This window comes from Streptococcus sp. OMI870 (genome assembly GCF_047460295.1).
Lineage (GTDB): Bacteria > Bacillota > Bacilli > Lactobacillales > Streptococcaceae > Streptococcus.
Genome location: NZ_JASHGM010000003.1, coordinates 128,334 through 153,239, shown reverse-complemented (window position 1 = coordinate 153,239; position 24,906 = coordinate 128,334). Strand labels below are relative to the sequence as shown.

At 39.0% G+C, this 24,906-nt stretch carries 28 protein-coding genes; 4 read left to right on the top strand and 24 right to left on the bottom strand.

The genetic code is table 11. From position 1 onward, the window contains the following. Nucleotides 1–72: 72 nt before the first annotated feature. The 5 genes from gtfA to QM968_RS06830 form a co-directional block, all read right to left on the bottom strand. Complete coding sequence (gtfA, locus tag QM968_RS06850) at nt 73–1,515, bottom strand: sucrose phosphorylase (RefSeq protein WP_414325765.1); 1,443 nt, start codon at nt 1,513–1,515, stop codon at nt 73–75. 298 nt (nt 1,516–1,813) lie between these two features. Then, on the bottom strand, nt 1,814–2,647 hold the full coding sequence (locus tag QM968_RS06845) for a carbohydrate ABC transporter permease (RefSeq protein WP_129299155.1): 834 nt from the start codon (nt 2,645–2,647) through the stop codon (nt 1,814–1,816). A 13-nt stretch (nt 2,648–2,660) separates the two neighbouring features. Continuing rightward, the gene (locus QM968_RS06840) at nt 2,661–3,527 is read right to left on the bottom strand and encodes a carbohydrate ABC transporter permease (protein WP_049523549.1); all 867 of its coding nucleotides are present in this window, start codon (nt 3,525–3,527) and stop codon (nt 2,661–2,663) included. Nucleotides 3,528–3,540: 13 nt separating this feature from the next. Beyond that, nucleotides 3,541–4,800, bottom strand: a complete 1,260-nt coding sequence (locus QM968_RS06835) for an extracellular solute-binding protein (protein ID WP_414383156.1) — start codon at nt 4,798–4,800, stop codon at nt 3,541–3,543. A 14-nt stretch (nt 4,801–4,814) separates the two neighbouring features. Then, nucleotides 4,815–6,977, bottom strand: coding sequence for an alpha-galactosidase (locus QM968_RS06830; RefSeq protein WP_414383154.1), 2,163 nt, complete (start codon nt 6,975–6,977; stop codon nt 4,815–4,817). 160 nt (nt 6,978–7,137) lie between these two features. Between QM968_RS06830 and QM968_RS06825 the strand changes: the two genes are divergently transcribed. The 3 genes from QM968_RS06825 (at nt 7,138) to birA (ending at nt 9,996) form a co-directional block, all read left to right on the top strand. Further along, entirely contained in the window at nt 7,138–7,971 is an 834-nt protein-coding gene (locus QM968_RS06825; RefSeq protein ID WP_414383152.1) for an AraC family transcriptional regulator, read from the top strand. Nucleotides 7,972–8,038: 67 nt separating this feature from the next. Then, nucleotides 8,039–9,046, top strand: a complete 1,008-nt coding sequence (locus QM968_RS06820) for a LacI family DNA-binding transcriptional regulator (RefSeq protein WP_414383150.1) — start codon at nt 8,039–8,041, stop codon at nt 9,044–9,046. 14 nt (nt 9,047–9,060) lie between these two features. Next, nucleotides 9,061–9,996, top strand: a complete 936-nt coding sequence (gene birA / locus QM968_RS06815) for a bifunctional biotin--[acetyl-CoA-carboxylase] ligase/biotin operon repressor BirA (protein ID WP_414383148.1) — start codon at nt 9,061–9,063, stop codon at nt 9,994–9,996. A 50-nt stretch (nt 9,997–10,046) separates the two neighbouring features. Here the strand turns inward: birA and QM968_RS06810 are convergent, their stop codons facing one another. From QM968_RS06810 to QM968_RS06780, 7 genes are all read right to left on the bottom strand, one after another. Next, nucleotides 10,047–10,532, bottom strand: a complete 486-nt coding sequence (locus QM968_RS06810; RefSeq protein WP_414383146.1) for an immunity protein YezG family protein — start codon at nt 10,530–10,532, stop codon at nt 10,047–10,049. Between the two features lie 56 nt (nt 10,533–10,588). Continuing rightward, nucleotides 10,589–11,248, bottom strand: a complete 660-nt coding sequence (locus QM968_RS06805) for a hypothetical protein (protein WP_414383144.1) — start codon at nt 11,246–11,248, stop codon at nt 10,589–10,591. Nucleotides 11,249–11,292: 44 nt separating this feature from the next. Beyond that, entirely contained in the window at nt 11,293–11,778 is a 486-nt protein-coding gene (locus tag QM968_RS06800; RefSeq protein ID WP_414383142.1) for an immunity protein YezG family protein, read from the bottom strand. Between the two features lie 826 nt (nt 11,779–12,604). Continuing rightward, nucleotides 12,605–13,003, bottom strand: a complete 399-nt coding sequence (locus QM968_RS06795; protein WP_049517938.1) for a hypothetical protein — start codon at nt 13,001–13,003, stop codon at nt 12,605–12,607. Between the two features lie 291 nt (nt 13,004–13,294). After that, on the bottom strand, nt 13,295–13,657 hold the full coding sequence (locus QM968_RS06790) for a hypothetical protein (RefSeq protein WP_414383140.1): 363 nt from the start codon (nt 13,655–13,657) through the stop codon (nt 13,295–13,297). Nucleotides 13,658–13,827: 170 nt separating this feature from the next. Beyond that, the gene (locus tag QM968_RS06785) at nt 13,828–14,031 is read right to left on the bottom strand and encodes a CsbD family protein (RefSeq protein WP_021153475.1); all 204 of its coding nucleotides are present in this window, start codon (nt 14,029–14,031) and stop codon (nt 13,828–13,830) included. Between the two features lie 415 nt (nt 14,032–14,446). Continuing rightward, nucleotides 14,447–14,686, bottom strand: coding sequence for a GlsB/YeaQ/YmgE family stress response membrane protein (locus tag QM968_RS06780; RefSeq protein WP_003007835.1), 240 nt, complete (start codon nt 14,684–14,686; stop codon nt 14,447–14,449). A gap of 653 nt (nt 14,687–15,339) precedes the next feature. Between QM968_RS06780 and QM968_RS06775 the strand changes: the two genes are divergently transcribed. Then, nucleotides 15,340–15,828: a hypothetical protein gene (locus QM968_RS06775; RefSeq protein ID WP_414383138.1), complete on the top strand. Its 489-nt coding sequence runs from the start codon at nt 15,340–15,342 to the stop codon at nt 15,826–15,828. Nucleotides 15,829–16,128: 300 nt separating this feature from the next. On the opposite strand, the gene QM968_RS06770 is transcribed toward QM968_RS06775, so the two are convergent. The 12 genes from QM968_RS06770 to QM968_RS06715 form a co-directional block, all read right to left on the bottom strand. Continuing rightward, nucleotides 16,129–16,671: a T6SS immunity protein Tdi1 domain-containing protein gene (locus tag QM968_RS06770; RefSeq protein ID WP_414383136.1), complete on the bottom strand. Its 543-nt coding sequence runs from the start codon at nt 16,669–16,671 to the stop codon at nt 16,129–16,131. Nucleotides 16,672–16,674: 3 nt separating this feature from the next. Continuing rightward, entirely contained in the window at nt 16,675–17,151 is a 477-nt protein-coding gene (locus tag QM968_RS06765; protein WP_414383134.1) for a hypothetical protein, read from the bottom strand. An 84-nt stretch (nt 17,152–17,235) separates the two neighbouring features. Next, entirely contained in the window at nt 17,236–17,787 is a 552-nt protein-coding gene (locus QM968_RS06760; protein WP_414383132.1) for a hypothetical protein, read from the bottom strand. A gap of 99 nt (nt 17,788–17,886) precedes the next feature. Then, complete coding sequence (locus QM968_RS06755) at nt 17,887–18,408, bottom strand: hypothetical protein (protein WP_414383130.1); 522 nt, start codon at nt 18,406–18,408, stop codon at nt 17,887–17,889. 97 nt (nt 18,409–18,505) lie between these two features. Further along, a complete protein-coding gene (locus tag QM968_RS06750) occupies nt 18,506–18,712 on the bottom strand; it encodes a TipC family immunity protein (RefSeq protein WP_414383128.1) in 207 nt (68 codons plus the stop codon). Nucleotides 18,713–19,151: 439 nt separating this feature from the next. After that, entirely contained in the window at nt 19,152–20,105 is a 954-nt protein-coding gene (locus tag QM968_RS06745) for a hypothetical protein (protein WP_414383126.1), read from the bottom strand. Between the two features lie 6 nt (nt 20,106–20,111). Further along, complete coding sequence (locus QM968_RS06740; protein ID WP_414383124.1) at nt 20,112–20,987, bottom strand: beta-carotene 15,15'-monooxygenase; 876 nt, start codon at nt 20,985–20,987, stop codon at nt 20,112–20,114. A 3-nt stretch (nt 20,988–20,990) separates the two neighbouring features. Next, on the bottom strand, nt 20,991–21,659 hold the full coding sequence (locus QM968_RS06735) for a hypothetical protein (protein WP_414383122.1): 669 nt from the start codon (nt 21,657–21,659) through the stop codon (nt 20,991–20,993). A gap of 76 nt (nt 21,660–21,735) precedes the next feature. After that, entirely contained in the window at nt 21,736–22,434 is a 699-nt protein-coding gene (locus QM968_RS06730) for a hypothetical protein (RefSeq protein ID WP_414383120.1), read from the bottom strand. A gap of 45 nt (nt 22,435–22,479) precedes the next feature. Beyond that, complete coding sequence (locus tag QM968_RS06725) at nt 22,480–22,965, bottom strand: immunity protein YezG family protein (RefSeq protein WP_414383284.1); 486 nt, start codon at nt 22,963–22,965, stop codon at nt 22,480–22,482. A gap of 70 nt (nt 22,966–23,035) precedes the next feature. After that, nucleotides 23,036–23,749 (bottom strand): hypothetical protein, encoded by a 714-nt coding sequence (locus QM968_RS06720; protein WP_414383118.1) that lies wholly within the window; start codon nt 23,747–23,749, stop codon nt 23,036–23,038. 437 nt (nt 23,750–24,186) lie between these two features. After that, nucleotides 24,187–24,741, bottom strand: coding sequence for a hypothetical protein (locus QM968_RS06715; RefSeq protein ID WP_414383116.1), 555 nt, complete (start codon nt 24,739–24,741; stop codon nt 24,187–24,189). Nucleotides 24,742–24,906 lie beyond the last annotated feature (165 nt).

Genomic DNA, 24,906 nt, shown 5'->3' with positions numbered 1-24,906 from the left:
ACGGTTGCAATACCTGAAATAAAAAATAGGATAAGCGCTTTTTCACTTATCCTTTAGTTCATTCCTATTTTTTTAAAACACAATGTCTTGACCATTTTCTGTCACTTGGTAAGTCCCGTCAGCAAGATTGATTCGGGCTGTTGCTGTGACGGTCTGGTCTTTGTTTTGGCGCGTAATGACAATGGTATGTTCATCTGGTGTTTCCACCTCAATGCTTCCTTCTAAGTCAAAAGCTTGCGAGTTGTTCCGGAAACTAAAGAGCTTGAGAAGGGATTTCACAACTGGACGCTCTACTTCTTGAGCAATTTCTTCATTGCTGTAGTAATGACGGTTGATATTGCGTCCTTCCTTGGTGTTTTCTAAGAGTTCCAAATCATTCTTCCCAGCTAGGAATCCAACATAATACACTTGTGGAATGCCCGGCGCAAAGGCTTGAATCAAGCGGGCTAGGAAGTACTTGCGATCGTCATCTCCAAGTGCTGAATAGTAGGTCGAATTGATTTGGTAGATGTCCAAGTTGTTGTACTCTGCTGTTGAATACTTGCGTTTCACATTTGCTCCTACCTTGTAGAGCTCATTTGATGCATAGTCAATTTCTTCATCTGTCAAGATATCCTTGACATCAACTACCCCAATCCCGTCATGTGTGTCAAGTGTCGTGAATTGCTTCATGGGACTCATCTTCAACCACTTGGCAAGGCGATCCACTTTTGAGCTATAGAGGGTATAGAGGGTCACCATGGGTAGCGCGAAGTCATAGACATAATAGTCGTGATCGGCAATCTTAAATTGGATGGAATAGTGTTCATGAATCTCTGGCAAGAGCTCCGCACCGTAGCTGGCTGCCATATCACGCACCTTGTCCAGCAAGTCCCAAATGTCTGGCTCCACGAAGAAATCATTGGTATCCAATTTCTTGACCGCATAGGCAAAGGCATCTAGGCGAATGAGGTCACAACCATTGCTTGCCAGGTGTTCGATGGTCTTGCGGATAAAGTCCATGGTCACTTCCTTGGTCACGTCCAAGTCGATCTGCTCTTCCCCGAAGGTATTCCAGAGATGCTCAGTTGTCCCATCCGCAAAGGTAATTTCTTGTTTGGGAGCTCGATCCTTGCGCTTATAAATCAAGTCCACATCCGCTTGAGTCGGACGATTCTCCGGCCAGAACTTGTCCCAGTTGAGAAAGAGATCCTTGTAAGCACTTTGGTCGTGCTTCTCTTGATAATCTTTGTAGTATTTAGACTGACGGGAAATGTGATTGATCATAAAGTCAAACATGAGATAGTACTTGTCCCCCAGTCGTTTGACATCTTCCCAATCTCCAAAGGCTGGATCCACTTGGTCATAGTCCACAGGCGCAAAGCCACGGTCACCAGTTGATGGGAAAAAAGGCAAGAGGTGAACCCCACCGACTGCATCCCCAAAATGTTTCTCTAGATTTTCATAGAGATCCTTAAGGTTGTTTCCTAAACTATCTGAGTAAGTAATTAACATGGTCTTATTTTGAATGGGCATAATGGTTTCCTTTCCTTTTTTGAAAGCTAAGTCTGAAGAGACCTGGCTTTTATGAGTTTATGTATTTTAAGAATTGCTTCATAGGATACGATTTAAATCAGCAAGCTGAATCGCCCCTTTGTATACGGAATTGAACACGGGACTAATTTCTTAGGAAAAAAGATAAATCTCCTTGTGTGCAAGCACACTACGTCGATTTCCTATATTTCCACAGCCGTTACTACTTCAGTCGTTTACGGATGTGGATGCCCTAGGGTGCTACAGAAATTTTCAGCAAGCTGAATCGTCCCTTTGTATCTTATTTCACTGCGCCGTTGCTCATTCCTGCGATGATATGGCGTTGGAAGAAGAGATAGACAATGGTGATACTGATAATGCCGACCACGTATGAGGCAAAGCTTGGTCCGTAGTCGTTGAAATATTGGCCTGCGTAGTTGTATTGGAACAATGGCAGAGTCCACATTTTGGAATCCCGGTTCAAGACAAGGAGTGGCAACATAAAGTCATTCCAGAACCAAAGGGCATTGATGATCATGGTTGTCGCATGCATCGGTTTCATCATTGGGAAGATGATGCGGAAATAGGTTGTAAATTTATTAGCCCCATCGATCTCTGCTGCTTCATCCAGACTTTCTGGGATTGAGATTTTGATATAGCCGACATAGAGGAAGAGGGTCTGTGGAATCGCATAGGCCAAGTAGAGCAAGATCAAACCAAAGGTATTAGCCAAACCGAGTTTACTCATCATAACGGTAATTGGAATCATGATAACCTGGAATGGGACGAAGATCCCAAGGATTAAGAGGGTGTACATGATGGTAAAGGCTTTTCTCTTACTCATATTGCGTGCGATGGAGTAGGCTGCCATGGGGATAAAGAGCATTACTGCAAGTAAAGACAAGACAGTGATGACGACAGAGTTCCAGTAATAGCCTCCGATCCCATCCGCTAAGAGACGGCTAAAGTTGTCCCATGTGAAGTTGGTTGGAAAGCCAAAGAAATTATCTACGATATCCTTGGTGGGTTTGAAGGAACTAAAGAGGGTGGCAAGGAGGGGCACTAAAATCAGAACCGATCCTAGAATCAATAGAATGTATTTGCCAATCAAGGCTTTTCTTTCATCTTGTTTCATCGTGCTTCTCCTCTTAAATTTCAAATTTCTTAGATACTCTCAATTGGATGATCGAAATCACTACAATTAAGAAGAACAAGATTACGGCAATGGCATTGGCATAACCGAATTGGTTGTTTTTAAAGGCATAGTTATAAACCAAGAGCCCAAGTGAGGTTGTGGCATTGTTTGGACCACCACCGGTCATGGCAAAGACTTGGTCAAAGGCAGTCAGCCCACCTTTTAGGGCTAGGATAAAGACCATAGAGACACTTGGTAGCAAGTAAGGCAATTCAATATTCCAGAAGACTTGCTTGCTAGTCGCGCCATCGATCTTCGCAGCTTCTGTAATCTCAGTTGGGATGGATTGCAAACCAGCGAGGAAGATGATGATGGGCATGGCCACCCCTTGCCAAAGAAGGACAAAGACAGCCGCAAAGATTGCTCCCCACTTAGTCCCTAAAAGACTGGTTTGGAGAAATTCTATATGAAGGGCATTCCCAATCGCTGGAAGACCGTAGTTGAAGACTTGCTTGAAGATCAAAGCTACTGTCAAACCAGACAAAACAGCTGGGAAGAAGAACCATGCACGGAAGAAGGTTTGACCTTTGATTTTAGAGTTCAAGACACGCGCAATGAAGATCCCAAGGGCAATCTCACCAACCACCATGGCAATGGTGATGATCGCGGTAAAGCCAATCGCATTCATGAATTTTGGATCCATGAAGAGGAGCTTAAAGTTGTTTAAGCCGACAAACTTGTAGTTATACGTCAAACCTGTCCAGTTGGTAAAACTGTAAAAGGCTCCTTGGAACATCGGCACATAGAAGAAAATTGCTTGTAACAAGAGGGGGATGACCACAAAAGCCCATGCCCAATATTTTTGTAATACTTTTTTCATAGTCTCTCTACTCCTAATCCACATCCGCTTTCATCGGGTTAAAGAAGGCATTCAAATCATTGACCATGCCTTGTTTATCACCTGTCAAGACATAGTTCATGGTCAAGGTATGGAAGTCTGCTTCACTGGTCCAGTATTGTTGCAGCCAGACCAAGTGACGATCCGTAAAGGCATATTTGGTCATACCAGCAAGCGGTGAATCTTCTCCTGCTTGTTTGACCCCTTCGATCGCTGTTGGAGATCCGTCCACGTCGTAGTATTTTTGCATGACTTCTGGACGGGTCATGTATTCCACAAAGGCATTGGCTTCTTTTGGATGTTTGGTAGTAGCTGAGATAGACCATGCCAAGTCACCTGCACCAACAGTTAAGCTTTGTCCTTTTTCTTTTCCTGGAATCATGAAGGTTCCAACCTTAAAGTTCGGTTTTTGTTCATTAATCGCTGTGATCGCCCAAGACCCATTTGGTGTCATGAGGACATCCCCACGTGCGAAGGCTCCGATAACATCGGTATAGCCAGCACCTTCCCAGTTCTTTTGCTTCGAACCTTTAATGCGAAGAATATCCATCACCTTGATGTCATCTTTCATAATCGGATCAGACAATTTAATGGCATTTGGTTGAGAATAACGAAGGTATTGATTGGCTTCTTTTCCTCCACCTGTTGCTGTCGCAAAGGCTAATTGATTGTAACCATTGAGTGTCCAAGCATCTGCACCTGCAATTCCAAATGGTGTTTGTCCTTTAGCAACGATGTCTTTGACTAACTGTTCAAATTCATCCCAGGTTTCAGGAACCTTCAAGCCCAGTTCTTCGAATTTATCTTTGTTGTAGTAAATTCCATAAGCATTAGCTGTAAAAGGAACGTTGTAGACTTTTCCGTTCACGGCATATTTTTCAGCATAGCCATTTTTCACGCGTTTCAGATAGTCTTTATTGCTCAAATCTTCAAAGACACCTGCTTTTGCCCATTCTTGCAGTTCGATGGACTGTGGGTATATATTAACCACATCCGGCACATCTCCTGCGAGGACACGTGTTTTCAATACTTCACCACCGTTCGGTACATTGACAACTTTGACCTTGACCTTTGGGTTTTCCTTTTCAAAATCACGCGCGATTTCTTCCAAGGTTTTGGTCATTTCTTTTTTCTGGTTGAAATACTCGATGGTCACTGTGCCATCCGCCGATTTACCATCGTTGGAGCAAGCACCGAGCCCAAACAAAGCTAAACCTGTAGTTGCAAGAAGTCCGATTTTTTTAAACCATTTCATTTGGCTGTCTCCTTTTATTTTTTGACAAAAACATATTGTTTAGAGAGGAAATCTCCCTGAGGAAGAACGACGGTTAAGCCAGCATACATGAGCTCAGCTCCTGAATAGACTTGGTCCGTCCCTTCTAAGCTATAGAGTGCATCTTCTTCCAAGCCTTTGAGTTTCAGAGTTGGCTCGATCTCCTCAACCGTTGATAAGACCCTTACATAGGTTACAACCGTACGGTCTTGATAAGTGAACTGGACGGCTGCTTGATTGGCACCTTGACTAGGATTCATTAAGCGGTAGTGTTTTCCGAACTGAACAAGTAGTCGAATCGTTTTGTAATGAGCGACTTGAGCTGCAATCCTATCCAACTCTTCTTGCGGAAGACTGGTTAGATCCAATTCATAGCCCAGATTTCCCATCATGGCTACATGTCCGCGCGTTTCAAGTGGTGTCATCCGTCCCATCTGGTGATTTGGAACAGCTGATACGTGAGCCCCCATAGAAATGGTAGGATAGAGATAACTAGATCCATACTGGATCGGAAGTCTGGCAATGGCATCCGTATTGTCACTCGCCCAGACCTGTGGGAAGTAACGCATCATCCCTAGGTCATCGCGGCCACCACCACCGGAGCAAGACTCAAAGAGGATGTGCTCGTATTTCTCCGTCAAGTACGAAACCACTTCATAGAGACCCAAGATATAAGCATGGGATTGCATCTTGGTTTCCAGGTAGGTTTTCCCATTTCCAAGCTTGGTGATATTGCGATTCATATCCCATTTAATATAGTCGATCTCATGGTTTCCAAGCAAGTCATCCAAGACCTGCTTGATATAAGCTACCACTTCTCTATTTGCGAAATCGAGCACCAGTTGATTCCGTGAATAGGTGTGTTCGTAACCTGGGACTTGAATAGCCCAGTCCGGATGAGCCCGATAGAGGTCGCTATCAACAGAAATCATTTCGGGCTCCACCCAAAGGCCAAATTGAAGTCCCTTGTCGTGGATGCCTTGGATCAATTCTGCTAGACTTCCACCTAATTTTTCTTCATTGACGCTCCAATCACCTAGAGCCCGATTGTCATCATAACGATTGCCAAACCAGCCATCATCTAGAACAAAGAGTTCGATCCCCACTTTTTGAGCTTCGTCTGCTAGCTCCAATAATTTGTCTTTTTTGAAATCAAAGTAGGTCGCTTCCCAGTTGTTGATAAGAATTGGACGTTCTTTATGGGCAAAGGGACTAGGAATGATATGGTTTTGGACAAATGCTTGACTCTCTTGACTGAGACCGGTCAATCCCTTATGGGAGTATGTGATCATGGCCACTGGAGTATCAAAGCTCTGATTGGGTTCCAATTCCCAAGCGAAGTTTTCAGGATTGATCCCCAGTCCAACCCGAACTTCATTGAGTTGATTTTTCTGAACAAATCCTTCAAAATTCCCACTGTAGAGCAGTTGGAAGGCCAGAGCAGAGCCCGCATCTTCTGTCACTTCATGATCGGCAAGAATGAGGGCTGGAGTCTGGGCGTGTCCAGAAGCACCACGGTTGGAGCTGATGGAGAAGATTCCTTGCTCCACTTGCTGACGGCGAACTGTTTTTTCTCTCGCATAGGCTCCTTGCAGAGTGATGATATCGTAATCACCTGCTGGGATATCTGCCAACACACTAAGAGCCTTGTGGATCACAACCTTTTCATCACTCAAGTTTTCAATCTTTGAGAAGCTAGTGATGGTTGTCCGATCCTCGTAGGCGGTGTAGTAGAGGGTCAACCGCAGGGCTGCTTGATCATCTTCAAAGACCAGTGCCAAGGTTTCAGCCTGATCTACTGAGTGAGGGTTCGGAAGACCGGCCGCCTGGACACTGCCAGAGTAGATATTGGCTCCGACATAAAGGAAATCCGTCACCTCTGTAATGCCGTGCTGGATCTGAATAGACGGCTTTCGAAAATCTCCTAGTCCGTGCTGGCCCAAGACCTGTCGCTGGGTATCTAGACTAAAGGTTCGATTGTCAGGTGTTGGATTTCCAGCGAAAGCATGGTCCTTCTCATGCACGGTATTGGAAAAATGATAGGACGGAATCGGGCGCCCCAAATGCTTGAGCATCAGGTAGCCATCTCGATTTTCAAGGATGAGGCTCAGTCCCTTACTTTCTACATAGAACAAATTTTGTTCGATACGAATTGCCATATCTTCCTCCATTGGACCCTAAAAATATCACTATGTATTTTTATATTCAGTTCCAATATTTTTCTTTTTTTACATGTCTTTATTTTAACCGTTGTAAACGCTTTCGAAAATAGAATTTTGTTGGGCTTATATGGTAAAATGTTAGGTAGGAGGTTTACCTATGTTAGTCTTTTCAGAATACCAAACCGACACGATTGATCTAGCCCTTGATTTTTACGGCTACGAAGATTGCCCCAAGAATTATGAATTTGGTCCTAGCTTTCGAGACAATTTTGTTCTGCATTTTATCACCAAGGGAAAAGGTGTCTTTCACATCAATAAAAATGAAATCCATTTAGAAGCCGGGGATCTCTTCCTTCTCCCTAAAAATATGGTGACCTACTACAAGGCAGACGCAGAAGATCCTTGGTCCTACTACTGGATTGGGATTAGCGGCACCAAGGTGAGTGATTTCATGCGCTTTTCAACCATACATGCCAAAGGTTTTCTAAAGAAAACAGAGGTGGACACAGAGAGAATTGGACTATTCATGGAGCAACTTGTCCACAAGGCAGAGGACTCTAAGATGACCTCGCACTACCAACTCCACCTCCTCTCTCAGATCTATGAACTGCTATTTCTTATCAGTGAAGTGGCTCCCGACATCCATCGGAGCCATCCATCTCCAACCTATCAACTCTATCTGACTTGCAAACATGTGATTGAGACGCATTACGCAAAAGAGCATATCAGTATTCAAGAGATCGCTGATGACCTCAATGTCCATCGTTCCTACCTAACAACTGTTTTTAAAGAGTTTCACCAGATCTCTCCCAAGGAATTCCTGCACTCAGTCCGCATGCAACGGGCCCAGCAGTTGCTGACCAACACAGACGAAAGCATCAAGATCGTGGCTTACTCAGTTGGCTTTTCAGACCCCCTCTATTTTTCAAAGGCCTTTAAGGCCTATAGCCACCTGACTCCTAGCCAATATCGCAACAAACATAAAATTTAGTAAAAATTTATTTCTTTTTACTAGTATTTAGAGTATACTGGAACTAGTAAGCAATAAAGGATGAACTATGGCAACGATTAAAGACATTGCAGAAAAAGCAGGCGTTTCTCAGGCAACGGTCTCTCGCGTCCTAAACCAGGATGCGACCTTATCGGTTGGTGAAGACACGCGCAATCGGATTCTTCGCATCGCTGAGGACCTGCATTACCAAAAGAAAAGCCGCAAAACAGCGCCTCAACCAGTCGAAGATTCTCATAAAATCGTCATCTTTGAATGGTACACGCGCGAAGAAGAATTAGAGGACCTCTACTACTATGCCATTCGGATGGGCTTGGAGAAACAAGCCCAGGAATTAGGCTATGAGATCTTTCGTATCTTTAACAAGGACGATTGGTCTTTGATTCAGGAGGCAGACGGCATTATTGCTCTTGGGAAATTCAGTCCCAAGACCATTCAAGATCTAGAAAGCTACGGCAAACCCCTGATCTTTGTCGATAGCAATACCCTCTATCTGGGGCATTCTTGCGTGACGACAGATTTAGAAGATTCTGTTATCACCGCTCTCGAGCATTTTCTTGAGCATCATCACAAGGAGATCGGACTCTTGGTTGGGCAAGAAGAGACCGCAGATGCGACACCGCTTCAGATGGATCCTCGTCAACGAGTCTTTCAACAGTTTCTCACGGAAAAAGGGCTTTATGAGGAGCGCTTTGTCGCTGTCGGCCAGTTCTCGACCGAGTCGGGCTATCAGATGATGGAGCAGCTGATTCAAGCACTGGGCGACGATTTACCAACTGCCTTTTTCATGGCCAGTGATGCCATAGCTGTTGGGGCCCTTCGGTCCCTTCAGGAGCACCAAATCGCAGTACCCGATCGCGTCAGCATCATTTCCTTCAATGATACTTCCATCGCCAAGTATGTCTTTCCTGCCCTCTCTACAGTGACCGTCTACACAGAAGAAATGGGCAAGCAAGCCATTCAGATGTTGCGGCAAACCTTTCAAGGGAGTCAACCAAGTGTTCCCTGCATGGTCAAATTAGCCACCAAACTGACGATTCGAGACAGCAGTCGCTAGGAGATCTTAGTCTTATGAAAACACACGAAATCCTCTTTCAAACCCTTTCTCAGGCAGATGATTATGTCAACGGGGAACAGTTGGCAAAAGAATTAGGTGTTTCCCGCACCTCTATCTGGAAGGCCATCCAGCGTCTAGAAAAAGATGGGGTCGTCATCGAATCCCTAAAAAAGAAGGGGTATAGACTGGTCTCAGGCGATATTCTGCTTCCTGAGGTCATCGCAAGCAATACCCAGTTGACCGTTACTTTGAATGAAGAATGTCATTCTACCCAATTGGACGCAAAATTAGGCATGGAAGCCCATAAAGAGGGCAGGGCTCTCTACCTGGCCAAATCCCAATCTGCTGGAAAGGGCCGCTTTGGTCGCGACTACTACTCTCCCGATCAAGGCGGTGTCTATATGTCTCTTCATCTCAAGCCCCAACTCCCACCTGCGGAGCTCCCCCCTTATACCCTCATGGTCGCAGGAGCCATCTATAAGGCTATTAAAAACCTGACCCTGATCGATGTCGATATCAAATGGGTCAATGATATTTACTATCGCCATAAAAAAATTGGAGGAATCCTAACCGAAGCTATCACATCCATCGAGACTGGCCTTGTCACGGATATCATTATTGGAGTCGGTCTCAATTTGGCTATCTCTACTTTTCCAGATGAGCTAGAAAGCAAGGCTGGTTCCTTATTTGAAGGCCCTTGTCCCATCACCCGAAATGACCTCATCAGCGAGATTTGGAGGGAATTTCTTCATACGGATATCGATGAACTGGTCTACCTCTACAAAGAGCGCTCCCTGGTCTTAGGGCGAACTGTCACTTTTGAGCAGAACCAACAGACCTATCAAGGCCTCGCCAAAGACATCTCTGATACCGGCCAACTCTTGGTCCAGTTAGATAAGCAGGAAGAAATCTGGCTCAATAGTGGCGAAATTTCCTTGACGAAATGGTAAAATGAAGTATAGAAAAAGCCACCCGAAGGTGGTTTTTTTGATTGTTTCATCTAGTTTCCATTATGCTCTCTTTGGAAAGCTCCCATAGCCTTGAACTGTTCAAGCTCTTTTTCGTTTCGTGGTTTAAAACCAAGAAACTTATATCTGAAAAAGTTCATACGAGCAGTAGGCCCAAAATCACTTTCCAACCATGGAGCGTAGTCAAAGTCAACTGACAGCTTATTATCTTCATCCAAATGAATGATACAAATGTACCAATCAGCCAAATCGTTCTCAACGAATACTTTTTTCAATTCTTCAGATTTTTCAAATAAAACTGTATTCTCGTTTAGAACTTCCATCATTGATAGACCAAAATCTTCTGGCATTTCAAGATGGTAATGATAATGATTTTTATATTTAAAATAAAAATAAGCTTCACCACTATAGGTCTTGTCCATCTCTATTACAATATACAAATCATCCCACTCTACTGGAATCATCTTGTTGGCTTGTTGTACGATTTCGATTATTTTCTCATTAATTTGTTTTTCCATTTTATCCTCCGATTTGGGGTTGAATCATTTGAAATTAAATACATGGACAAAAGCCCTTAATCTGATTTGATTTTCTCTTTACAATAATCCACAATGTATTCATTGATCCATTTACTCTTATTTTGGAATTTTCCAAGTTTACGCTTTGCAATCAAATCTTCGGCCATTCGGAGTGCATCTGCATATTGCTCACGGTGGATTATTAACAGCATTCCCATCAAGTCATAATGGGCAGGAATTGGCGCATTCTCGACCACATAAGTATAAAAATCTTCAAAAGTTGAGAAGCTATTTATTAGTTTTAAGACTTCTTCATGCACTTTTGAGAGCACCTCAAAAACCTTGGTTTCAACCTTTTCTAGGTCGATATCCTCCATCGTCCAGTCTTCTTCGGCGATCTTAGTTGGTAACGAAAAGGTATCTACTGTAAAAGCTCCAACCGCTCGAAGACTCATTGGTTCCTGTGAATTACTCTCCATATCAAAGACTTCCCAAAAAATATCATCAATGATATAGGGTTTGATATAAGGACGAATGATTAGACGAAACTTATTATCTGGGAAATTAATATCGATCATATATTTAACTAGATAGTCTCCTACTTTATCAAAAAACCTTTCACTTCTTGATTTAAGTTTCAATCGCTTCGCTGCCACGCGGACAGATTGATTCAGTTCTTTTTTTAATTGTTTATCTATTTTTGAAAATTTAACCACTCAATCACCTCACTAATCTGGTCTTATTACTCTTATCAAACAAACTATTTGCCATAATGCTCTCTTTGAAAGTCCTCCATAGCCTTGAACTGCTCTAGTTCTTTTTCATTCGTTGGTTGCTTGCCTAAGTATTTATACTCAAAGAAATCCATTTGTTGTCCTGAGCTGAATCCACTCTCAAACCAAGGGGCATAGTCAAATTCAGCAGATAGTTTTGTGCCAACAACCTTTATTATACATGTTGTCCACAAAGCTTGTTCTGCTTTTTTAAATATTTCTCTCAATTCCCAAGCCAACTTAAAAGTTCGTCTTTCATTTTCTCTGAATTCCAAGTTAGGAATCCCATACTGTTTGGGAATATAGAGATTGTAAATATATTCACTTTTACCCTCTTCGTTAAAGAAGTAATAGACTTCACCACCATCAAAAGCTAGGGTGATGTTTATAAAAAGATTATCCCAAGCTACTGGTATCGTCTCATTAACACTTTGTGCAATTTCACGAATTTTCTGATTGATTGGTTGTTCCATTTTATCCTCCAATTCAGTCTCGCACTGATATTTGTTGATAACAACACTATATATCTAGTATAGCATAACCATTAGGTATTATAGGTTTTCAAACCAAATGTGAGTCAATCGTTTTTGCCCCACTTTTGCCCCATTTTTAAATCCTGACATTGAAAACACCTAAAAGTATTTCCTAAAATCAGCTATATTTCAACAAATTTAATTACTCTCAATATGAAAGTCCTTTCCAAATCCATGCAGGGGGCATCTAAATCAACAGGAAAGAGGCTGGGACAAAAGTCCTAGCCTCTCAATTATCTTTGGATTGTCGAGCAAGACGCAGTGGTTGAGTGGGCTCTACTACGCTGATTTCATCAGCTTTTACAACCCTACTCAACTGTGCGGAGGTGGGACGACGAAATCGAATTCTAACGAATTACCGATTTCTGTCCCACTCTCTTTTTTGCTTGTCATTTTGTTTTTTGTACCAAATAATTATAAAAGTTTTCTAACGTTATCAAATTCTTGATTTATTTTTTCTTGCAGTGTATGACCATATACTGCTCTTGTTCTATAGCCTGAGACCCTTTTGATGAAAATAAATCCGCAGAAAAAGTAAATGCTTCTAGTAAAACATTATCTGCTCATACTGTTTTATTACATTCTTGGGTATGTAATAAAACCAGCACAATCAAGAAGAGATTAATAAATAATAATACAAGTATTTTATTGTGTTTGATTTCCATAACTATATTATGGTCGGTCGCCTTCTTCTTATCAAGAGGTTTTCAAAAATATAATTATCAATATACTAATAACTAAATTTAAAGAGAGTTTTTCAACTCTCTTATTTTCTTATCTCACATAAATATTTCACATGTCCAGGCTCATCAAATTCATTTTTCTCAATAGCATACACCACATTTGTATCCTTATTGAGAAATAGTATCATGGAATATGGTGCCATGAAGCTTGCTTTCTCTTCTAAAAACCACGAATCAAAACACTGGTCTCCTTCGTACAACACGATTCTTTCATATTCATCTACATCATCACCTTCTGAAAGTCGTGCTCTTACTTCAAAATTAGCGCTGGGTTCTTTTCTCAAGATATCCCCAATCCAATAAGTTGCTTGTTGAAGCGAATAGAAATCAGCAATCCCCCAACGGAAGTACTCTCCCATTTTTTCTTCTACAAATTCAAAATCTTCAGTGGTGTCCATATCTCTAAAACTTGTTATTCTCATATAGTATTCTCACTTTCTATTTATACAACTTGTTTCTATTTTACAGCAAGCAACAAGGCTAGCTTGTTATTTAAAGGATCTTTCTTAGTTGTAGTAATTTGATTCAAATCCTTATATAAATTTATTATATCAAATTTATGTAATTTTGTCAATTTTGTCAGATTTAGTACACACTAGAATAACTGAGAGTCAATTCTTGACCTAGGAGATACACAATATAAAAACGCTTAATTCCTTTGTATAGGATAAGCGTTAAATGACAAGAGCAAAAGAAAAGATTAATTATTGTGGTCAATTTTCATCTAAATCCTTCAGTGCCTTCTTATAAGCCTCACTATCTTTCTTATAATAATCACGCTCTACACCAGAGATATCTACAGTAAAGACACCATCTTCATATATATAACTTGTTGTACGGTTTAACATTTGCGAGCCCATTAACTCAATTGTTTCATTCTTTCGATCAATTACAAAGTTGTCAGCAACACTACTATCAAGTATCCCTTTATTTCCTGAGATAGTAAATGCTCGTTCATTTCTAGATTCACTAACCCAATAATATTCCCCATCCAAAGTCTGATTTCTTTGATTAGAGCATGAAATTAAAGGCATACTCAAAATCGTTAAAAATAGTAGAGCCAATAGTTTATTCATTGTAATACCTCCTTAATTGTTTATGTTATAACAAAATACCATTACAGGAATACTACGAAAATATCTGTTACAATAGCAAATTAATCTCACAAAATCAAAAACGCACTCTATTCTCCATAGTGGAGCTAATTAGAATGCGTCATTAGGGACTAAAAGATGACTATTATCAACTATTTATCGTCACCTTTAATCATATTTTTAACGCCTTCGATTGCTCCTTCAACAGCATCTTTTGCGTCTTCTGCGACTTCTTTAACTTTAGAAACTACTTTTTCAGCAGCCCCTTCTTTTTCTGTTTTCTTGTCGCCAGTCAATTTACCGAATCCTTCTTTGACTGTACCTTTTGCTTGATTGATTTTTTCTTCTGTAGACATAGTCTTACCTCCATCTGTAATATATTTTATTTTATATCAAAAGAAAATCGATTTTTCGCTTAAATCTTATGCTAAGTGTGCCACCATTCAGTTAAATTGAAATAGTGCTTTACTTAGGTTTATTCGATTATATCGGCTTATAGCCTCTATAATCTTATTGTAAAACTTAATATGAACAGAACTAAAAATTGTATAGAGTATGTTGATCTAACACGAAAAATCGATTATACTTATGACTTATTTGTCATCACCATTAAATAAATTCTTAACATCTATGATTGCACCTTAAATAGCATCTTTTACTTAGTTGCCTTTTTCTTCTGTAATTTTGAAATATCGAATCTTTTCAAAACTACAATCAAATCATAATCTTTTCCTGTTATAAAGATTATGATCTATTTTTGAAAAAAGAAATTTATTCCTTCTTCCCTAAGAAGAATGAAACGACACAAACAACAATGACAGCTCCTGCAATTGAAGGAAGCAATGCCATACCTGCCAAAGATGGTCCCCAAGTACCCAAAAGAGATTGTCCAACTGATGAACCAATTAAACCTGCTAAAACATTAGCAATGATACCCATTGAACCACCTTTTTTAGTGATTCCTCCTGCAATGAGACCAATAAGGCCTCCTACAATAATAGACCATAGCATAACGGGCCACCTTTCTAAATCAAAGAATATTTATTTAAATATTATCTATCTCCATTGATTGGTAATATTATCAATCTGCATTGATAAAATAAATAGTAGAATTTTAGCTAAAATCTTATTTTGGATGTTTTTTCCAAAATATTTTTCTATGATTAATATAACTATAAACGTTTGCCCAAACAAAGTCAACTAAAATGCTTGGGTATTTTTAAAAAGCATAAATATTCTTATAAGACAATAAATCTTTATATAGTAAGATTGTTTGCGTTTTCACGACATTTTAATTTAGGTTAATTTATGTATTCATTTGTTTATACATCTATAAAAACGTGTTTGATTTTGCTTGTTTTCTATATTATTTGTTCTATCTCGATCACTAATAAAATGAATAAAAAATTCATTTTATTGTATTTTATGTTTCATTTAGGATGATGTATCAGTTTCTATTCGATAGAAATTTGAGCTTTTTTAAAAAATTTTTTTAAAATACTATATTTTATAGAGAATTTTTTATAAAATTTGACGTATACTTTTATAAAATGTATAATATTTATATGTAAGCCCTTCCAAGCTAATTTGACTTTTAGCTACCATTCCAAGAGTGTCTATTCACGACACTCTAATATTTTATTTAGAGAAATATGGAGATTATTATGGATTTTAGAGAAATATTGGTTCAACCAGAGCATTCAAAATTAAGCAGCTTCAATACTCAACTTGAAGGTTTTGAAAAACTTTTTGGAGATAAGGACTTATTAGACATCCGAGAAGATTTAACCAAAATTAATAAAGATGAAGTCATCGCTCTTTGTTCAGAAATAAAAGGATATAAATCTGGATTTCTGGATACATTATCTTTAATTGCTTCAGAGTCTAATATAGAGAATTATAGGGATGTCTTTGAAGAGTTATGGACTAAGTATGAATTTGATAATCGTATCGATGATTTACTTGCTCGTTACCCATATACAAACGTTGAAGAACGAATTGATTATAAATTGTTAGAAGAGTACGGAACAACCTCACGCGAAGAAGTAGCCAGAATGATTATCGAGGATTTAGATACTTCATCAGATGGAGAGGCTAAAAAACTATTCCTTCAAGAGTTTCTCTCTATGCAAAAGAGAGAAAATGATAACTAATAATCTTTAATATCTTCATTACCATTTTTTCAGTGTATTAAGAGGAAAAAGTTAATAACATGGCATTATTTTTGTGTTCAAATTTTTCAAAGTCAGGTAAACTAATTAAGGAAAAGGTCGAAGGAAAAAATATACTCTTCTATTCATCCCTACTGCTTCAATTGACGAAGAGTACAAAGGTTACGTAGACTCTGCCCGTCAATTATAGCAAGAGATGAACGCTAATGTTATTGATCTTGAGTTATCAGCAGCCTCATCTGATCAAACCACAAGAAAACCACCTCGAGGGTGGTTCTTTTTTTAACAATCATCAAACACTCCGCCTGTGAGTTGGTACATGAGATAAATGTGCTCCAGGACTTTGACTTTATCCATATGATCCACATCTTTAAAGCCTCCTAATGCCAGGAGCGGGACAAAACCAAAACATTGGTTATAAGACAGAGCACCATGTTTTGACACAGCTTGTCTATATAAATCAAGTTCAAAGTTATCAGTCACATATGAGTTATCTAAATACTGAAGGAAATATTTCAAGCTCTTTATAATAATGTCGCAGTCTTGAACGTTATATTTTACAATACCAACAAATTCATTCTCTTCCCAAGTAATAATATCTCCAAATGCTGTTACGAACATAGGAAAAGCGACGTCTCCTCTGAAATAACTATCTTGGAGAAGCTCTAGATAGTCATCTGGATTGATAACTTTTAGATAACCATCTAAAAAGGTTCCCAGACCATCTTCCTGCCAAATCTGTAGCAACTCAGCTGGGACTTGATCCTTGTATTTTTCAATAACTTCTTGGGGCATATCTACCACTTTTATAAAATCTTTTAACATCTATTAATCCTCTGCTGCAATCTTCAGAAAAGCCTGTTTGAAGTCTTCGTACATCTCAAAAGCAATTTTCATGACATTTTCTAAATCATCATAATTTGAAATCACTGGATCCATGATTCTATAGTCCGGTGTGATAAGCCTCCTAGAAAACTCTATCAGTGGGGTACCAAGTATCACTTTGTTTTGGGAGTCCCTAACAATCCATATTAATTCTACTAATCCTTTAAAAATACTATTATGGAATCCAAAAGTATAGCAATTTTCTTTAAAAGGCTCAATATAAAAGAATTTTTCACGTCCATCAAATTTAGCTCTATACCCTAAATCTTCAAAAATATCAAATACCAACTCACCTGTAATAATGTTTAAGCGTTTGTCTTTAGGCGTTCTATCTAAGCTAAATTTATCTGAAAGCTCCTTATACCTCTCCACAAAATTTATAGCTTGCAAAGCCTGTTCAACTCTGCTATCTAATTTCATCTGTCTACTCCTTCGTAAATCTTAGTTCAACACCCTACTCTTTGGTAATTTCCTTAAACTTCAAGTTCCCTTTTGGCTGTTCCTCTAGTCACCTGTCACCTGCGCTTCAAACCTAATATCCCTGTCTAAAATATTCGTTATTTTTATTTGTTTTGAGTTTGGAAGCTCAAATTCCCAAGATTCTTTAGATTGAAGAACGACACCTTCTTTTGATAAATATATACTATTATTTGGATCATTTTTTTTTATTTTTGTTGGAATATTGCTTGATGATGAGTAGATTTCGCTAATTTCTTGCTTCAAAACATCATAGTTAGTCCCTACAAGGTTTCCTTCTCCACGCTGCCACCATGAGGTTTTCCCAGATAATTCTAATTTCCCTCCAGAAATCTTAGATAGATATAATTTGGGGGAAAATTCTTTTTGTTTTGAGGTCGGAACTTTTAAAACTATGGAATCGCCTGGTTTCAAGGTGTAACTCGCATCTTTGAAATACAAATAAATACAGCATGTAAACACAATTGCTACAATAGCAACTACTCCAGAACATCCTAGATTCCATTTATTAAGTTGTTCTCTTTTGTTTTTCACACGCACTGCTCCCTCATTCCTCCTCAGCAACTCAGATTGAGACATGTCACTAGTCTGCTCCAAGATCCTCTCTCCAAATATCCTTCATGGTCACATCACCCCTAATTTTTGGGCTAAAGCGACTAGAGTAGATGGAGGTCCAGTTTACCGATCCACCACTCGCGCTTTAAAGTGGGCTGGCTTATCGTCTACATTGGTGATGGTGATGGTGAATTTCTTATTATTCGTGACATCAAAAACTTTCTCGCCTATGAAGGTGATCACAATCCCATCTTCTACCAATTGAATATCCTGTTGATTGTTAGGAAGCTCCTTAGAACCACTTTCAGTATCACTTATCTTCACGACCTTTTGTCCTTCTACTTCAAATAACACATCACCAACTTGTTCAGACCAAACAGTCATTCCAGATAATTTGATTTTTTGATCATCCTTCTTTTCTAAAATCAATTCCGAACTATACTCCAACTGGTCCGTATTGGGATAAACTTTCAATGTAACACTTTGACCAGGATGGAGGGTGTAGCTTCCATAAGTAAAAATCGAATAAACAAACCAAACCGCAAAGGAAGCATATAAGAAGCCAATGATCTTTCGTGAACGTTTGCTTTTAAAACGACGTAAAAATAAGACGAGAGAAATAATAAAAATCAGGGGTGTTATCATTTGTCTTCCTTTCTTGCTACTAGAATGGGTACTTACAGTTTAAGATTCATTTTTATCCTTTTATAAAAGTTATTCATACTCTTTATGTATCTTTTATCTAGTATTCTCCCATATCCTCTCTCCAAATATCCTTGACGGTCACATCGCCCCAGTTCTTTGGGCTAAAGCGACTAGAATAGATGGAGGTCCAGTCTTTCAGGACTTTATTACGGAGCACCTCATCTGCTTCCTTGCGAATATCTTCAACAGTCTTTCCATGCTCCGCCAGAAAGGCTTCTACTTGAGACTTGCGATAATATCTCACGCTGTTCTCATCCTAATACCACATATAGCGTTCTAATTGTTGATTATTTACATCGTAAAGATACTCTACATTTATAGTTGTCTCTGAATCTGGTATCCTCAAACGCATTTCTACTCCAACTTTTGTCATATCCTGAAAGCCAAAATAAAAATAATAACCTAGAAATTGAATATCATTTGGTAAATCTACACTTTCATAATCAATGGAATGAATCGAAATTTCTTTAGTATCGTTGTCAACAATTTTTAAACCTTTTAACTGATAAAAAGCTCGACCATTCCAGAGAAAAGTATAATTGTGATAATCACTTTCTTCATATTATATTTCATCAAAAATATTGTGAATCCGCTGATGCCTATAGTACTGAATGCCAGAAAAAGATAGGCAAAAAACTATAAACAGTGAAATTAAAAGCATTCTTTTCTTCTTCATGTTCTCCCTATCTCTTCTTTTTAATCTGAGAATAAACGAAACTGATTGTGGCATCAAAAAGAATTGCATATCCAAAAATTCTTATGGTTGCTATGAGCCAACTTGGGCTATTTTCGACATCTATATTCAATAGTTTTAAAGACACTGCTAGAGTCAAAAATAAGACAACTTCTGTAGTCAAGCGGTGCTTGGCCTTTTTGAGATCTATGGTTTTCAAGAAGAACTGACTCTGGCCTTCCTTCGGTCCTTCTTCCCAATAGGTTTTATCCTTACTTCTTAAATAAAGGAGATAACCAACTTCGACGATTAATCTTGAAAAAGCTGAAGTAAAGACTATATTGCTCACAATCCCAAATGTTTGCACATAATAACCAGATAAACTAGACAACCCTCCGCCTAACACAGTGATTCCGAAAATAATCCAGAGGGAGGATTTGCTATAGACACTAGAGGCGGCGATAGAATTCCCAGCAGCTCGTTTTTCTGAAAACCCTCGTCCTAATTGCTTTTTTAACCAGCTGACATTATAAACCGTCAAACCGATAAATAAAACAGTGAAACTCAACCAATACATCAGCGAGTAGATCAGCGAATCTTTTAGAACCTCATTCGTTAAAATAGTGAGAATATAATCCATTAAAACTAATGAGAGATGGATCCCATTGATCAGTACAAAGAGCATCACAGTACTAAAGAATTGATGCTTGTAGATGAATGGTTTGCTAAATGACATGATTTGACAGCCCAGCATGAGCAATAGAAGGAGACACAGAAAGAGAAAAGGAACATTCGAAAAAGGATCTACTGTGAATTGCTCCTTGATAAAAAAGTATAGATGAGTCAGGTCGATGCTCAATACAAACAAACCAGCCCAGGCCAAACTCAACATTCTAACAGAAGCTCGCGTGGAACCCAGCGCTTGAAAATATTCCTTATTTAATGCTTCTGACTGACGGTTCATACCCCACTACTCCTCTTCTAGCTGACCGCTTTTGATTAACTTCTTATAATAGCGTTTGCTGTACCAGTCGCGGTCGCTAATTTCCAGATATTCCTTGTATTCCATCGGATACTTATGGATATAGTAGGCTTGCACAATGTGGGCATTGATAAGAAAGGCCACTAAATAAGCATAAGAAACAAACAAAACAATTAACAACAAGCCGAAAAGATAGAAATACCACAAAATCGGTAACTTATTTACCAGATGATAAACTAAAGATACAGAAAAAAGAAGGGCCATCATTCCTAGTGTCATCAACACGACTTTCTTCAGAATTGGTTTTGGCTCCTCATCATTTAATCGTCTCTTGAGATTTTGAATACTATTGATAACTATCCAAATAAAGAAAGCAATTCCCACTATCAACTGAAGCCAGAAGCCCAGCATAGTATAGGCATCGAAGGCTGCAGCACTTGCTAAATAGAAGACTGCTAAAAATACAGAAGATGCCCACGGAAAATAGAAAGGGAAATAGGTAAAGACCTGACTGCTTAAGCGCTTCTTCGGCCAAAAAACAGGAATAGAAGCGAATAGATAAGTTAAGTAGAATAGCAGACTTATAGGTTTTAAAAACACCGCCATTGAACGAATCAAAACTGTTGAAGCATAAGAAATATAATATACTTCACCTTCTAAACCGATGTTACTTGGCATATGAATTGATATAAAATATCCTACAATGCCAAAAGCAAAAAACATACAAAAACCAACTGTAAAGAGCCGATTGAGAAAGCTCATATGAATGGGATTTGGCATTCCTGCTGTTAATGAATACTTCCCATAGGTTACGATCTTTTTACTGTCTTCGAAGTCAGCTCCAAATAAACTGATTCTTTTCATTCCTTACGCTCCACTGTCGTCCTGCTCTTTCTTAAAGAGCACTTTTCCTTGGCTGTATAATTTCATAATTTTCACAAAACGAACTGGATTGTTTTGATTATACATTAACACGAGTACATAGAATAATAATCCACCTAGCCAGAATTCATTACCTAGTTCAATCTCCTGACCAAATTTTTGAGTACAGCTATAAAAAAAATATAACAAGTAGATATTAGTGGCAATGATTAGAAAACGAACGAATCGGAAGATTTTCGTTGACAACTTAGCTGGATCAAAGTTATCTTCCCCCACCATCAAGTTATGAGAAGCCGCAAAGTAAAAGACCTTCTCTGTCGTCGGCTGGGCCGTGTGAACATTTTTATATAGTCCTCGTTCAAGAATCGCAAACAGGAACAAAAACTCTGCCAACCACAATAATAGGATAAAAGTCAGACTGGTCCAATTATAAACTCCTATACTCATTGCCGCAAGGAAGCCAAAGCCACCTGTTCCACCAGCCATGAAGAAAATCACCAATTCAGGAATATAGGCGTTGGTCTTTCGAGCCCCTTCAGTATTGAGCAAGACACTCTTGGGAGCAGCTAAAGCCTCCCGCGTCTTTTGGTCATAATAGACCGCCTGACCATTGCATTCACCGATAAAAACACGACGACGTCTCAGAAAAAACATACATACCTCTTTCTAATCATGAAAATAAGTTCTTAAAATCTCCTAACCATTAGGAACAAGCTTCAAAATGAAAAATCTACTCTTCATATTCTGGGTGTTTGCGTACATAGCGTGCCGCCTGAACTCCGTCCACTATGAGAGCTGGTAAAAAGAGGTTCATCAAGATGCCCAAGAACACACCAAAGACATTCTCAATGTAGCCAGTGAGAATAGCTGGCGCTAACAATACAGCTACAAAAGCAACTAAAAAATTAAACAATCGCTCTTGCTTCTTGTCATTGTCTTTACCACCATAAGTCTCCCATCGGTTGAAAGCCCAGATTTTCCCCTGATTTTTAGGAAGATAATACCAGGAATATAGACCTGTAGAAAAAAGCAGGATACATAGAGCTACGAGATTGTAAATTAGTGCCCAGACTGAATAGATCCCGTCATTACCAACTAGCATAAGCAAGCCTATAAAAGTCGTGCCAACGTTTAAAATCAAAACAAGTATAGAAACAAAAAGATAGATAAAACTCTTAAATCTCACAATAAAACGATCGAAGAAAGAGAGTGGGATTGCTATACCACTAATGAACATGCAAATAATGAACAAGATTTTATAAATGCCAATATGATCGATATAAGTTGTCCCAAAATACGCCATAAAAGAGAGTGCTAAGCTAATCCAAGATAGAAGCTTGATATAGCCTAGACTAACACCATCTGTAATCAAAGGGCCGTGGTAGCGTTCTTCGATCACTACTTTCTTTTTCTTTGAAGCTTTTGTCATGAACTCCCTTTCTTTATCTGGACTGATAAATCTATTCCAAGCAAACTAGTTCTCATTATGCTCTCTTTGGAAGGCTTCCATGGCCTTGAACTGTTCTAGTTCTTTTTCATCAGCTGGTTGTTTGCCTAAGTATTTATATTCAAACAAGTCCATTCGAGCACTTGGACCATAACCACTTTCCAACCATGGAGCGTAGTCAAAGTCGACTGATAACTTATTATCTTCATCCAAATGAATGATACAAATATACCAATCAGCCAAATCGTTCTCAACGAACACTTTTTTTAATGCTTGCGATTTCTCAAACAATCGATCTGTTTGATTATAAATTTCGAATTTATCTACACCAAAATCTCTAGGAATGTATAAATAATAGTGATATTCATTCTTATATTTGAAATAAAAATAAACTTCTCCACTAAATGTTTTGTCCATCTCGATTACAATATACAAATCATCCCACTCAACTGGGATCATATCGTTGGCTTGATGCACGATTTCAATAATCTTCTCATTCATTTCTTTTTCCATCATGTCCACTTTCTACCTTCTACTTAAAAACTTGGTTTTTATCCTTCTCTAGTTGGGTGATGACAGGTTCTTAATCTGCTCCCATCCTTACTTTTAGATAAACATCTGGATTGTCATCGTCTCTACATACCACACTCATTTTTCCTTCTTCAAAACGCAGTAATAATTTCAAATTTCTAATGAAATTATTTTGATTGAAGACAACGAAAGCTGTTCCTAACAAAAGGCCTGCAAGACTTCGCTTGACAATCTCCCCTCCAATAGGGTGCCCTAATAACTCTCTGAAGTGGGAAAGGAAATCATAGGCATAATAGAAACCGACCGCAGGAACTGTCAGCAAGAGGGCATAAAATAGTAAAAAATCTTTTTTACTAAATCCTTGTTCCGCCTCTTCGTCGTCCTGATTTTCATCAACTTTCTCAATCATCATTGTTAGGCAGACCGTTTTTGTGGTGACTGTAGCTCGATGGACATTTCGATACAGGGCTCGCTCTACAAGGAGAGTGATGAAAAGAAACTCTGTTACCCAGATAAACATAACTGTCCAAAAAGTTGCCATACTATAGGTGCCATGAAAGAATAGACTAAATAAAGAGACCAGTCCACCTCCGCTTGCCAGAAAAAGAACAACCAAATAAGGAATATGGCGGTTCATCTTACTAGATTTCTCTGTATCCAACAGCTTACTCTTTGGTGATTCTAACACTTCGTGCGTCTTCCGATCAAAATAAACAGCTTTGTCTTCATATTGATTCAAAAAATAACGCTGTCTTCTAAAAAACATATCTGTCCCTTTCTCACCCAAGTCTATTTCAAGTATTTTTTGCCATAGTCTTCGTAGCTTGGTTGCTTGTTTTTATCCCTATCCTACAAAAGTCTCGGACTCCTTCACTCGCTTGTAAAACAGCCCTAGACTCATAGGATTGTGAAAAATTGCATAAAACTAGTATACCATAAAAGCTAGGTGGCAGAATGAATCTGAGCATAAAAGAGAGTGGGACAGAAATCGGTAATTCGTTAGAATTCGATTTCGTCGTCCCACCTCCGCACAGTTGAGTAGGGCTGTAAAAGCTGATGAAATCAGCGTAGTAGAGCCCACTCAACCACTGCGTCTTGTTAAACAATCCCAAAATAATTGAGAGGCTAGGACTTTTGTCCCAGCCTCTTGTCTCAATCATCCTAGTGGACTCTCTTTGAAGAATTCTTACTGACAGCTCATACCTATATGCCTTTTGCCAGCTCTCCCAATTTTTCGATCCGATCATGAAGGGTTTCTACATTGAGATTTTCGTTCTGGTAGTCGCACAAAACACCATTCTCATAAAAGACTTGCTCGGGTAGCTGGACCTGCGGTGGCTGAGGACACTCAATCATGACTACACTGAAGACTCCACCAGTCCCAGTTTGCTCCATGGTATTGCCCACAAAGTGATAGGTAAAGGCTCTGAATTGCCAGTCCTTGTAGGCACCTGAGATCACATAGGCTACCTTTCGCTCATGACCACGGCCAAAGGGATAGTGCGTAAAGTTGGCATATTTTTCAACAAAGGGACTTTGGAAAGGAGTGATAGTCCGATCCTGATCCATCTTCTTCTTCGAATAATCTCTGTAATAGTCATTCCCCTGTGCTCGATCAAATTGGTAACCATGCAAGGAAGCAAAAGTCTGATACTCCTTATTGCTTTTCTGAGCATAACTGACGGCCCAATAACATATTCCTACAACAAAGGCTGAAATGACAACTATTAAGATCAAAATTAAGATAACAACATCCATACCTATTATAAATCGAGAGAACCACTGAAAAAGGTTCACAAGACCTTTGCATTCTACAAGTTTTAACAGGGATTGTCAAGGTGATCCATAATATTATATGTATAAAAACTTGAACTGTCTCATTCATCTATACTTCTCCAAACACCATCCCCCTATTATCCCTCC

Coding starts and splice junctions, on each gene's coding strand:
- gtfA (WP_414325765.1), bottom strand. CDS start 1,515: ATGCCCATTCAAAATAAGACCATGTTAATTACTTACTCAGATAGTTTA.
- QM968_RS06845 (WP_129299155.1), bottom strand. CDS start 2,647: ATGAAACAAGATGAAAGAAAAGCCTTGATTGGCAAATACATTCTATTG.
- QM968_RS06840 (WP_049523549.1), bottom strand. CDS start 3,527: ATGAAAAAAGTATTACAAAAATATTGGGCATGGGCTTTTGTGGTCATC.
- QM968_RS06835 (WP_414383156.1), bottom strand. CDS start 4,800: ATGAAATGGTTTAAAAAAATCGGACTTCTTGCAACTACAGGTTTAGCT.
- QM968_RS06830 (WP_414383154.1), bottom strand. CDS start 6,977: ATGGCAATTCGTATCGAACAAAATTTGTTCTATGTAGAAAGTAAGGGA.
- QM968_RS06825 (WP_414383152.1), top strand. CDS start 7,138: ATGTTAGTCTTTTCAGAATACCAAACCGACACGATTGATCTAGCCCTT.
- QM968_RS06820 (WP_414383150.1), top strand. CDS start 8,039: ATGGCAACGATTAAAGACATTGCAGAAAAAGCAGGCGTTTCTCAGGCA.
- birA (WP_414383148.1), top strand. CDS start 9,061: ATGAAAACACACGAAATCCTCTTTCAAACCCTTTCTCAGGCAGATGAT.
- QM968_RS06810 (WP_414383146.1), bottom strand. CDS start 10,532: ATGGAAAAACAAATTAATGAGAAAATAATCGAAATCGTACAACAAGCC.
- QM968_RS06800 (WP_414383142.1), bottom strand. CDS start 11,778: ATGGAACAACCAATCAATCAGAAAATTCGTGAAATTGCACAAAGTGTT.
- QM968_RS06795 (WP_049517938.1), bottom strand. CDS start 13,003: ATGAGAATAACAAGTTTTAGAGATATGGACACCACTGAAGATTTTGAA.
- QM968_RS06790 (WP_414383140.1), bottom strand. CDS start 13,657: ATGAATAAACTATTGGCTCTACTATTTTTAACGATTTTGAGTATGCCT.
- QM968_RS06785 (WP_021153475.1), bottom strand. CDS start 14,031: ATGTCTACAGAAGAAAAAATCAATCAAGCAAAAGGTACAGTCAAAGAA.
- QM968_RS06780 (WP_003007835.1), bottom strand. CDS start 14,686: ATGCTATGGTCTATTATTGTAGGAGGCCTTATTGGTCTCATTGCAGGA.
- QM968_RS06775 (WP_414383138.1), top strand. CDS start 15,340: ATGGATTTTAGAGAAATATTGGTTCAACCAGAGCATTCAAAATTAAGC.
- QM968_RS06770 (WP_414383136.1), bottom strand. CDS start 16,671: ATGTTAAAAGATTTTATAAAAGTGGTAGATATGCCCCAAGAAGTTATT.
- QM968_RS06765 (WP_414383134.1), bottom strand. CDS start 17,151: ATGAAATTAGATAGCAGAGTTGAACAGGCTTTGCAAGCTATAAATTTT.
- QM968_RS06760 (WP_414383132.1), bottom strand. CDS start 17,787: ATGTCTCAATCTGAGTTGCTGAGGAGGAATGAGGGAGCAGTGCGTGTG.
- QM968_RS06755 (WP_414383130.1), bottom strand. CDS start 18,408: ATGATAACACCCCTGATTTTTATTATTTCTCTCGTCTTATTTTTACGT.
- QM968_RS06745 (WP_414383126.1), bottom strand. CDS start 20,105: ATGAACCGTCAGTCAGAAGCATTAAATAAGGAATATTTTCAAGCGCTG.
- QM968_RS06740 (WP_414383124.1), bottom strand. CDS start 20,987: ATGAAAAGAATCAGTTTATTTGGAGCTGACTTCGAAGACAGTAAAAAG.
- QM968_RS06735 (WP_414383122.1), bottom strand. CDS start 21,659: ATGTTTTTTCTGAGACGTCGTCGTGTTTTTATCGGTGAATGCAATGGT.
- QM968_RS06730 (WP_414383120.1), bottom strand. CDS start 22,434: ATGACAAAAGCTTCAAAGAAAAAGAAAGTAGTGATCGAAGAACGCTAC.
- QM968_RS06725 (WP_414383284.1), bottom strand. CDS start 22,965: ATGGAAAAAGAAATGAATGAGAAGATTATTGAAATCGTGCATCAAGCC.
- QM968_RS06720 (WP_414383118.1), bottom strand. CDS start 23,749: ATGTTTTTTAGAAGACAGCGTTATTTTTTGAATCAATATGAAGACAAA.
- QM968_RS06715 (WP_414383116.1), bottom strand. CDS start 24,741: ATGGATGTTGTTATCTTAATTTTGATCTTAATAGTTGTCATTTCAGCC.